This window comes from Algiphilus sp., from assembly GCF_023145115.1.
Taxonomy (GTDB): Bacteria; Pseudomonadota; Gammaproteobacteria; order Nevskiales; family Nevskiaceae; genus Algiphilus.
In genome coordinates, this window is record NZ_JAGLEJ010000052.1 from 1 (window position 1) to 8,419 (window position 8,419).

The 8,419-nt window shown below is 66.1% G+C and carries 7 protein-coding genes, 1 tRNA gene and 2 rRNA genes; 3 read left to right on the forward strand and 7 right to left on the reverse strand.

The window, feature by feature from the left end; all coding sequences use genetic code 11:
- The 3 genes from KAH28_RS16580 to KAH28_RS16590 form a co-directional block, all read left to right on the forward strand.
- Window positions 1–173, forward strand: a 23S ribosomal RNA gene (locus KAH28_RS16580); the annotation flags it as partial.
- Window positions 174–262: 89 nt separating this feature from the next.
- A 5S ribosomal RNA gene (gene rrf, locus KAH28_RS16585) occupies window positions 263–379 on the forward strand.
- A gap of 170 nt (window positions 380–549) precedes the next feature.
- A tRNA-Phe gene (locus KAH28_RS16590) sits at window positions 550–625 on the forward strand.
- 403 nt (window positions 626–1,028) lie between these two features.
- On the opposite strand, the gene KAH28_RS16595 is transcribed toward KAH28_RS16590, so the two are convergent.
- The 7 genes from KAH28_RS16595 to KAH28_RS16625 all read right to left on the reverse strand — a co-directional run.
- Complete coding sequence (locus KAH28_RS16595) at window positions 1,029–1,526, reverse strand: hypothetical protein (RefSeq protein WP_290578557.1); 498 nt, start codon at window positions 1,524–1,526, stop codon at window positions 1,029–1,031.
- Between the two features lie 118 nt (window positions 1,527–1,644).
- On the reverse strand, window positions 1,645–2,712 hold the full coding sequence (locus KAH28_RS16600; RefSeq protein WP_290578559.1) for an ABC transporter ATP-binding protein: 1,068 nt from the start codon (window positions 2,710–2,712) through the stop codon (window positions 1,645–1,647).
- A gap of 13 nt (window positions 2,713–2,725) precedes the next feature.
- Window positions 2,726–4,330, reverse strand: coding sequence for an iron ABC transporter permease (locus KAH28_RS16605; protein ID WP_290578561.1), 1,605 nt, complete (start codon window positions 4,328–4,330; stop codon window positions 2,726–2,728).
- 71 nt (window positions 4,331–4,401) lie between these two features.
- Window positions 4,402–5,460, reverse strand: a complete 1,059-nt coding sequence (locus KAH28_RS16610) for an extracellular solute-binding protein (RefSeq protein WP_290578563.1) — start codon at window positions 5,458–5,460, stop codon at window positions 4,402–4,404.
- A 70-nt stretch (window positions 5,461–5,530) separates the two neighbouring features.
- A complete protein-coding gene (gene metF, locus KAH28_RS16615; RefSeq protein ID WP_290578565.1) occupies window positions 5,531–6,376 on the reverse strand; it encodes a methylenetetrahydrofolate reductase [NAD(P)H] in 846 nt (281 codons plus the stop codon).
- A gap of 75 nt (window positions 6,377–6,451) precedes the next feature.
- The gene (gene ahcY / locus KAH28_RS16620) at window positions 6,452–7,891 is read right to left on the reverse strand and encodes an adenosylhomocysteinase (RefSeq protein ID WP_290578576.1); all 1,440 of its coding nucleotides are present in this window, start codon (window positions 7,889–7,891) and stop codon (window positions 6,452–6,454) included.
- A 42-nt stretch (window positions 7,892–7,933) separates the two neighbouring features.
- Window positions 7,934–8,419, reverse strand: a 486-nt coding sequence (locus KAH28_RS16625; RefSeq protein ID WP_290578578.1) for a methionine adenosyltransferase domain-containing protein, incomplete at its 5' end; no start/stop codon positions are given.

The following is an 8,419-nucleotide window of genomic DNA, read 5'->3' on the forward strand; positions in this document are numbered from 1 at the left end:
GGAAAGGATAACCGCTGAAAGCATCTAAGCGGGAAGCCCACCTCAAGATTAGATCTCGCTGGGACACTAGTCCCCTGAAGGGCCCAGGAAGACGACCTGGTTGATAGGCGCGGTGTGGAAGTGTGGCAACACATGAAGCTAACGCGTACTAATTGCCCGTGAGGCTTGACCATATAACGCTCAAGCACTCTGAAGACATGCGCTTGCGTGTTCGACACAGACCGAATTTTGGCTGCCGCTCAGGCGGTGGCCAGCCAGTTTGCCTGGCGGCTATAGCGAGCAGGAACCACCGGTTCCCATCCCGAACACCGAAGTGAAACTGCTCAGCGCCGATGATAGTGCAGCGCTTTCGCTGTGTGAAAGTAGGACACTGCCAGGCTCTTAACCCGGAGCGCCCCGCATCGCGGGGCGCTCTTTTTGTTTGTGCGTCTCGATTCTGGCGCCTTTGGCGGCTACAATACGAGGCGCAGCAGTCGGACCGATTCCCGCGGTGCGGGGCGGTCTCGTAGGATATGAGAAAGTGCAGCGGATGCGCCTTCTCCTGCATGCGGCCAGGTAGCTCAGTCGGTAGAGCAGGGGATTGAAAATCCCCGTGTCGGGAGTTCGATTCTCTCCCTGGCCACCATATTTCCCATGCCTTGCGCCCCGCGGTCGACACCCATCGACGCGGGGCGCAGTTCTTTGGGCGGCGGGATCCGGAGCGTGGTGCCGTTCGGCTCCGGCTGCAAGGGCCGGGTTGCAGGCAGACCCGTATCTGCGACAGGGCGCCTGCGGAGGCGCTGCATGTCGGCGATCGCTTTTGCGTCAGCAGGGGAAGCGCAGCCGCCCGGATCGAGCCGTTGGTCGAAGTGTGCCCGAAAAGGCGCTATCGTGAGCGCAGAATGCGATGGACGGCACCGATCGTGGCCGACTAAGGTTGGCGGGCGATCAGAGCTGCGCCCAGACGCACCTCGCGCGAGGCGGCCGCTTCCCGGCTGGCGGTTCCGTCACGACGCGGCCGGTGCATGTCGCACCGGCCGCGTGGCTGATTAGTCGGTGACCTGATCCTTCAGCGGGAAGACCACGTGCATGACGTTGTTCTGCACGTAGTAGGGGATGTTCGCATCCTCCATCGCGAGATACAGGTTCTCGATGCCCGCATTGAACTGCGAGTGCGACATCGGGTTCTCGCGGAATGCTTCGGCATACTCGGCGCTGAGCTCGGCCGCGGCTTCTTCACGGTCGGTAGCCTTGGCCACGAGCAGCTGCTTGAACAGCTCCTTCTGCCGGCCCACGTCCATCCCGGCGTTCGCGAGGACCTCGCGCAGCCGGTTGTCGATCATGGAGCGGCTGTAGAACTGATCGACGATGATGTTGACACCGTCGGCTCCACCGAGCTTGGCGTACAGCGAGTCGGGATCGACCACGTCCGGTGTCACCATGATGGTGCCGAGCTCCATGGAGCGGGACGATTCCGCGTCGGCGGCGTGAGCCGCACCGGCAGCGAATGCGAGCGCCGCCGCACTGAAGAGAATGCTTGCTCTCATCACGAACCTCCTGGGGTCCAGTCGTTCTCCCGGGCGGGTCGGCAGGGCACGGGCCCGGGCGCACCGTAGGAACAACGCCGATCAATGGTTCTGATTATTCGAAGCGGCTTCCCTGTCGTCAACTATTACGCCGATCCTCGGTACGTGGATGCGCCGCATCGAAGCAGATGACGTGCTCGAGGTTGAGGCGAATGCCGATGGCTTCGCCGATGCGGTGATTGTGGTGCGACGGCACCAGCGAGAGCACGCGGGTTCCGGACGCGAGCTCCACCTCGTAGAGAAAGGCGGCGCCGCGAAAACTCTTGCGCACGACGCGCGCCTGCCAGGGGCTGTCATCGTCGTGCAGCACGTCATCCGGGCGGAGCAGGACATCGACCGCGGTCGAGCCCGGCAGCTGCCCCGGAGAAGGCGGCAACCGGCCGAGTTCGGTATTGACCGTGCCGGCTTCGGTGTCGAAAGTGCCTCGAATGAAGACGCCTTCGCCGACGAAGTCGGCAACGAAGCGGCTCGCGGGCCGGTGATAGACGTTGTACGGCGTGTCCCATTGGTGCAGGTGCCCGTCGTGGAGCACGCCGACCCACTGACCGAAGGCGAAGGCCTCGAGGTGCGAATGGGTCACCAGCATCGCCGTGATCCCCAGTTGCGAGAGCAGGCTCCGCAATTCTTCGCGCAGCTGCAGCCGGAGCTCCTCGTCGAGGCTGGAGAAGGGCTCGTCGAGCAGCAGCAGACGGGGCCGGGCGGCGATCGCGCGCGCAACGGCGACGCGCTGCAGCTGTCCGCCGGACAGCTCGTGGGGGCGTCGGTCATGAAGGCCCGCGAGGCCCACCATGGACAGGGCTTCCCGGGCCCGGTCACGCGCCTGCGCGCGCGGAAGGCGGTGTAGCCCGAAGCGCACGTTGTCGAGTGCCGAAAGGTGCGGCAGCAATGCGAGATCCTGGAACACCATGGCGAAGCCGCGCTGTTCCGGCGGCACCACGCGGGCACCGTCGCTCAGCGGCTCGCCGTCGAAGCTGAGCCTGCCCGCCAGCGGTGTCTCGAAGCCGGCGAGCAGACGCAGGAGCGTCGTCTTGCCGGATCCGCTCGGGCCCAGTAGTGCAGCGGTCTCGCCGCGCGGCAGGACGAGATCGATCCCGGACAGAACCCGGTTGTCGCCGTACGCAGCGGAAAGATCGCGGATCTCGAGCATGACCGGGCGGCGCCTAGCGCGTGTCTCCGGTCTGGCGGTGCAGCAGCCAGATCGGGGCCAGTCCGACCAGCACCAGCAGCAGTGACGGTACGGCTGCCATTTCCCACTGGCCCTCGCTGGTGTACTCGAAGATCCGGGTAGCGAGCGTGTCCCAGCCAAAGGGACGCATCATCAGCGTGATCGGCATTTCCTTCATGACATCAACGAAGACCAGCAGCGCGCCCACTGCGACGCTGCTGCGCAGTGCGGGCCAGTAGATGCGGCGCAGGATCCCGGCCCGCGGCATGCCGGCAAGGCGTGCGCTGTCGAGGACCGACCGCGGGAGGCGCATGGTACTGGACGCGACCGGAGCGTGCGCCACCGCGAGGAAGCGGACGCCGTAGCCCATGAGCATCAGCACGAGCCCGCCACCGGCCACGCTTGCCGCGAGTCCGCCGCCGGCCATGCCAGCCAGCTCGCTGATCGGCACGTAGAGCCCGACCGCGAGCAGTGCGCCGGGAAAGGCGTAGCCCAGCGTCGCCACGCGCTGGGCCATGCGCAGTCCGGGACGTGGTGCGAGGTGGACGCTGCTGGCGAGGAAGGCGGCGGCCGCCACGATCAGTCCTGCCGCCGAGATGGCGAGCGTAGCGCTGTTCAGGGCCCACTCCAGGAAGCGCGCGTCAAGAACGGCGAGATGACGCAGCGAGCCGAAGACCAGCCACGATACCGGCAGCACGAAGCACGCGCCGAAGACCAGGCCGCACCAGCCGGCGGCCATCCAGCGTTGCCGCGGGCCCAGCGGGATGCGACGGATCGCATCCACCCCGACCGCCTCGAAGCGCATGCGTCGCCGCGCGTGCGCCTCCATTCCCAGCAGGCACACGACGAAGATCAGCATTACGCTCGCGATCTGCAGCGCCGACTGCGTGGAGAACAGGCCGTACCAGGCCTTGTAGATCGCCACCGAGAGCGTGTCGTAGTTGAACGCCGCGACCGTGCCGAAGTCGGCGAGCACCTCCATCAGTGCCAGACTGGCGCCGGCCGCGATCCAGGGCGTCGCCATCGGCAGCGCGACCCGGAAGAAGGCGCGCGCGGGCGACATGCCGAAGCTGCGCGCGGCTTCCATCGCGCGCAGCCCCGTCGAGCGGAACGCCTCGCGCGTGATCAGGAACACATAGGGGTACAGCGCCGCGGTCAGTACCGCGGTCAGGCCCCACCGATTGCGTACCTCAGGCATTGCGCCGCCGAGCCACTGCGTGATGTCACCGCTCCGGTCCAGCAGCCCCAGGAATGCCACCGCCGCCACGTATCCCGGAAGGGCGAGCGGCAGCAGCAGCAGCAGGGAGAACACGCGCCTGCCGGGGAAATCGGTGAGTGCCACCAGCGCAGCCGAGGTGACCCCGACCACCAGGACCCCGACAAGGACCGTGCCGAGCAGCGCCAGCGTGTCCAGCGCGGCCGACGGCAGCACGAAGCGGCCCAGGTGCGCGAGGAGCTCGGAGTCGATGTCTGTCCACGACCACGCTGCCGCCGCGAGCGGAATCACCGTCGGTACGCACAGGAGCAGGGCGGCCAGTTGCCAGGCGCCGCTGCCGAGGGTCCCGCGGATCACGCCGCCGGCGTTGTGTCGGTCCGCCATCTCATGAATGCTCGCGGAAACGCGCAACGACGGGCCGCCCGGCATGCGCCGGCGCGCCACCGGTTACCGGATCAACGGTAACCGGCACGATCCATCAGCTTCACCGCGGCGGGTTGCAGCTCGCCGACCTTCTCGATGGCGAGATCGTCGGCCCGGAAATCTCCCCAGGCCTTCACGGCTTCCGCGGCTTCCACGTCCGGGTTGGCCGGGAACTCCATGTTGAGCTCCGCGTACAGATGCTGCGCTTCGCCCTCGGCAAGCCACGCGATGAGCGCGCGCGCGCGCTCGGCATGGCGCGAATGCGCCGTCACGCCCGCGCCGGAGACGTTGACGTGCGTTCCGCCCTCGCCGTCACCCTGGTTGGCCCAGAACAGTGCGGCGGGGATCTCCGGATTCTTCGCCTCGAGGCGTCCGAAGTAGTAACTGTTGATGATGCCGACATCGCATTGCCCGGCCACGATGGCCTCGACCACGGCGGTGTCGTTCGCGAACGGCGGCTCGGCAAGGTTGCCGACCCAGCCGCGCACGACCTCTTCGGTCCGCTCCTCGCCCAGGCGCGCGATCATCGCCGCGACCAGCGACTGGTTGTAGACCTTCTTGGACGTCCGCAGGCACAACCGGTCCTGCCAGGCGTCATCGGCGAGTGCCGCGTAGGAGGACAGGTTCTCCGGGGCAACCCGCTCGGTGCTGTACACGATCGTGCGGGCGCGCAGTGACAGTGCCGTCCATCGGTTCCTGCTGTCGCGGTACTGAGGCGGTATGGCGTCGCTGACGTCCGACGATTCCAGTGGCTGCAGCAATCCCAGGTCCGCCGCCCGCCAGAGATTGCCGGCATCCACAGTCATCAGAATGTCGGCCGGCGTGTGCACGCCTTCGGCGTCGAGGCGCGCGATGAGCGCGCCATCGGAATCCGTGAGGAAGCGGATGCGCTCGCCGGTTTCCTCCTCGTAGCGCTCGAACAGCGGCCGGATCAGCGCCTCGATGCGCGACGAGTACACCACGAGCGGCTCGCTCGGCCCGACCGCTTCCCCGCCCGCCTGCGTGTCAGTCGCGGACTGCTGCTCGGAAGCCTGCTCGGGCGAACAGGCGGCGAGGACGAAGCCGATCAGGACGGCGAGGAAGCTGCGCATGAGAGAAGGCCAGAAATGGGAACGGTTCTCATTATGGCCGCGAGCGAGCCGCGGCGTCCACTCGGCAGGCTCAGCCCAGTCCCAGGGCCTCGACCAGCTTGAGCGTCGGCTTGGACTGATTGAGCGTGTAGAAGTGGATCGACGGCACGCCGCGCTCGATCAGCTTGCCGCACAGCCTGGTCACGACCTCGTGCCCGAAGTCGCGCAGCGCCTCGTTGTCGTCCTTGTAGCGCTCCATGCCGTAGTACAGCCAGCGCGGGATGTCGGCGCCGCAGGCACCGGAAAAGCGCACGATCTGCTCGAAGTTCACGATCGGCATGATGCCCGGGATCACGGGGATGGTGATACCGGCGCGCTCGCACCGCTCCATGAAGTCGTCGAAGGCGTCGATGTTGAAGAAGTACTGCGTGATGGCGGCATCCGCACCCGCCTCGACCTTGCGACGGAAGTTGTCGAAGTCGCTGTCGATGTCCGGCGCCTGCGGGTGCATCTCGGGGTAGGCGCCGACTTCCAGCTCGAAGTGGTCGCCGTGCTCCTCGCGGATGAAGGTCACCAGCTCGTTGGCATAGTGCAGGTCACCGGGGGCCGAGCTGCTGTTCGCGGTGGCCGGCAGGTCGCCGCGCAGCGCCACGATGCGCTTGACGCCCGCCTCGCGGTAGCGCGCCAGCTGGTCGCGGATGCGGTCGCGCGAGGACGTGATGCAGCTCAGGTGCGGCGCTGCCTCGATGCCGGTCTCCTCGACCACCATCTGCACCGTCTCGAAGGTGCCTTCCTGCGTCGAGCCGCCGGCACCGAAGGTCACCGAAAAGTACTCGGGTTTCTTCTCGGCGAGTCGCTTGACTGCCAGCTTGAGCTTCTCCGCACCCTGCTCGGTCTTGGGCGGGAAGAGCTCGAATGAATACTTGGTTTCTGTCATTGAATCACCCATAAAAAAGGGCGCGGAGCGCGTGTTGCGCGCCGCGCCCGTGTTGCACAGGACTGCTGCCCGCTTTTAGTAGCGGTAGTGCTCGGGCTTGAACGGCCCGTCCACCGGCACGCCGATGTAGTCGGCCTGCTCCTTGGACAGCTTGGTCAGCTTGACGCCGATCTGGCCGAGGTGCAGCGCGGCAACCTCTTCGTCCAGCTTCTTGGGCAGACGGTAGACCTTGTTCTCGTAGCTGTCCTTGTTCTTCCACAGCTCGATCTGGGCCAGCGTCTGGTTCGAGAAGCTGTTCGACATGACGAACGCCGGGTGGCCGTTGGCGCAGCCCAGGTTGATCAGGCGGCCCTCGGCCAGCAGGTACATCACGCGGCCGTCGGGGAAGGTGTAGCGGTCGACCTGCGGCTTGATGGTCTCGCGCTTCACATCCTTGGCGGCGTTGAGCTTGTCGACCTGGATCTCGTTGTCGAAGTGGCCGATGTTGCAGACGAGCGCATTGTTCTTCATCTGCTTCATGTGCTCGAACGTGATGACGTCGAAGTTGCCGGTGGTGGTGACGTAGATGTCACCCTCGTGCAGCACGTCCTCGACGGTCTTCACCTCGAAGCCCTCCATCGCCGCCTGCAGGGCGTTGATGGGGTCGATCTCGGTGACGATCACGCGGGCGCCGAGGCCACGCAGCGAGTGCGCCGAGCCCTTGCCGACGTCGCCGTAGCCACAGACCACGGCAACCTTGCCGGCGATCATGAGGTCGGTGGCGCGCTTGATACCGTCGGCCAGCGACTCGCGGCAGCCGTACAGGTTGTCGAACTTCGACTTGGTGACCGAGTCGTTGACGTTGATCGCCGGGACCAGCAGCTCACCGGCTTCGGCGAGCTGGTACAGGCGGTGCACGCCCGTGGTGGTTTCCTCGGAGATGCCGCGCAGACCCTCGGACACCTTCTTCCAGAAGCCGGGGCGCTCGTCACGGGTGCGGCGGAGGATGGCCTTGACGCACTGTTCCTCCTCGTTGCCGCCCTCGCTGTCGCACCAGGTGTCGCCGTTCTCCATGGCGACGCCCTTGTGGATCAGCAGCGTGGCGTCACCGCCGTCGTCGACGATCAGCTGCGGGCCTTCCAGGTTGGGGTGCGTCAGCGCGTTCAGCGTGCACTCCCAGTACTCCATCAGCGTCTCGCCCTTCCACGCGAAGACCGGGATGCCGGCGGCGGCAATGGCCGCGGCGGAATCGTCGGTGGTCGAGAAGATGTTGCACGAGGCCCAGCGGACACTGGCACCGAGCTTGTCGAGCGTCTCGATCAGCACGGCGGTTTCCTTGGTCATGTGCAGGCTGCCCGTGACGCGGACGCCGTCGAGGGGCTTCGACGGGGCGTGCTTCTCACGGATGGCCATCAGGCCCGGCATTTCCTCTTCGGCCATGCGGATGCGATGGCGGCCGAGCTCGGCGAGGCCGATGTCCTTCACCTTGTAGTCGGTGAAGTTCTCCTTCTTGATGGGGGATACGGTTGCGTTCATATCACGAACTCCTTGGATGCTTGGTATGCGTGGATCGTGGGATCACAGGCCCGCGGCTTTGCGCAGCGCTTCGGCCTTGTCGGTCTTCTCCCACGGGAAGCTGGTGAACGTGGTCTTCTTCTCGACCGGCTTCCCGTTCTCCATCACCGTGTAGGTGTAGGTCTCCTGCTTCGGCTCGCGACCGAAGTGACCATACGATGCCGTGGCCTGATACATCGGGTGCAGCAGGTCGAGCATGCGTTGAATGGCGTAGGGGCGCAGGTCGAAGTGCTCGCGGACCAGTTCCTCGATCTTCGACTCCTCGATCTTGCCGGTGCCGAAGGTGGTCACGTAGACCGAAGTCGGCTCGGCAACGCCGATGGCGTAGCTGATCTGGATCTCGCACTTGGTGGCCAGGCCCGCGGCGACCACGTTCTTCGCGACGTAGCGGCCGGCATAGGCAGCCGAGCGGTCGACCTTCGACGGGTCCTTGCCCGAGAAGGCGCCGCCGCCGTGACGCGCCATGCCGCCGTAGGTGTCGACGATGAT

What these genes read in the sequence shown, in the direction of transcription:
- KAH28_RS16600 (WP_290578559.1), bottom strand. Translation starts at nt 2,712, where the DNA reads ATGCTCGAGATCCGCGATCTTTCCGCTGCGTACGGCGACAACCGGGTT.
- metF (WP_290578565.1), bottom strand. Translation starts at nt 6,376, where the DNA reads ATGACAGAAACCAAGTATTCATTCGAGCTCTTCCCGCCCAAGACCGAG.
- KAH28_RS16595 (WP_290578557.1), bottom strand. Translation starts at nt 1,526, where the DNA reads ATGAGAGCAAGCATTCTCTTCAGTGCGGCGGCGCTCGCATTCGCTGCC.
- KAH28_RS16610 (WP_290578563.1), bottom strand. Translation starts at nt 5,460, where the DNA reads ATGCGCAGCTTCCTCGCCGTCCTGATCGGCTTCGTCCTCGCCGCCTGT.
- ahcY (WP_290578576.1), bottom strand. Translation starts at nt 7,891, where the DNA reads ATGAACGCAACCGTATCCCCCATCAAGAAGGAGAACTTCACCGACTAC.
- KAH28_RS16605 (WP_290578561.1), bottom strand. Translation starts at nt 4,330, where the DNA reads ATGGCGGACCGACACAACGCCGGCGGCGTGATCCGCGGGACCCTCGGC.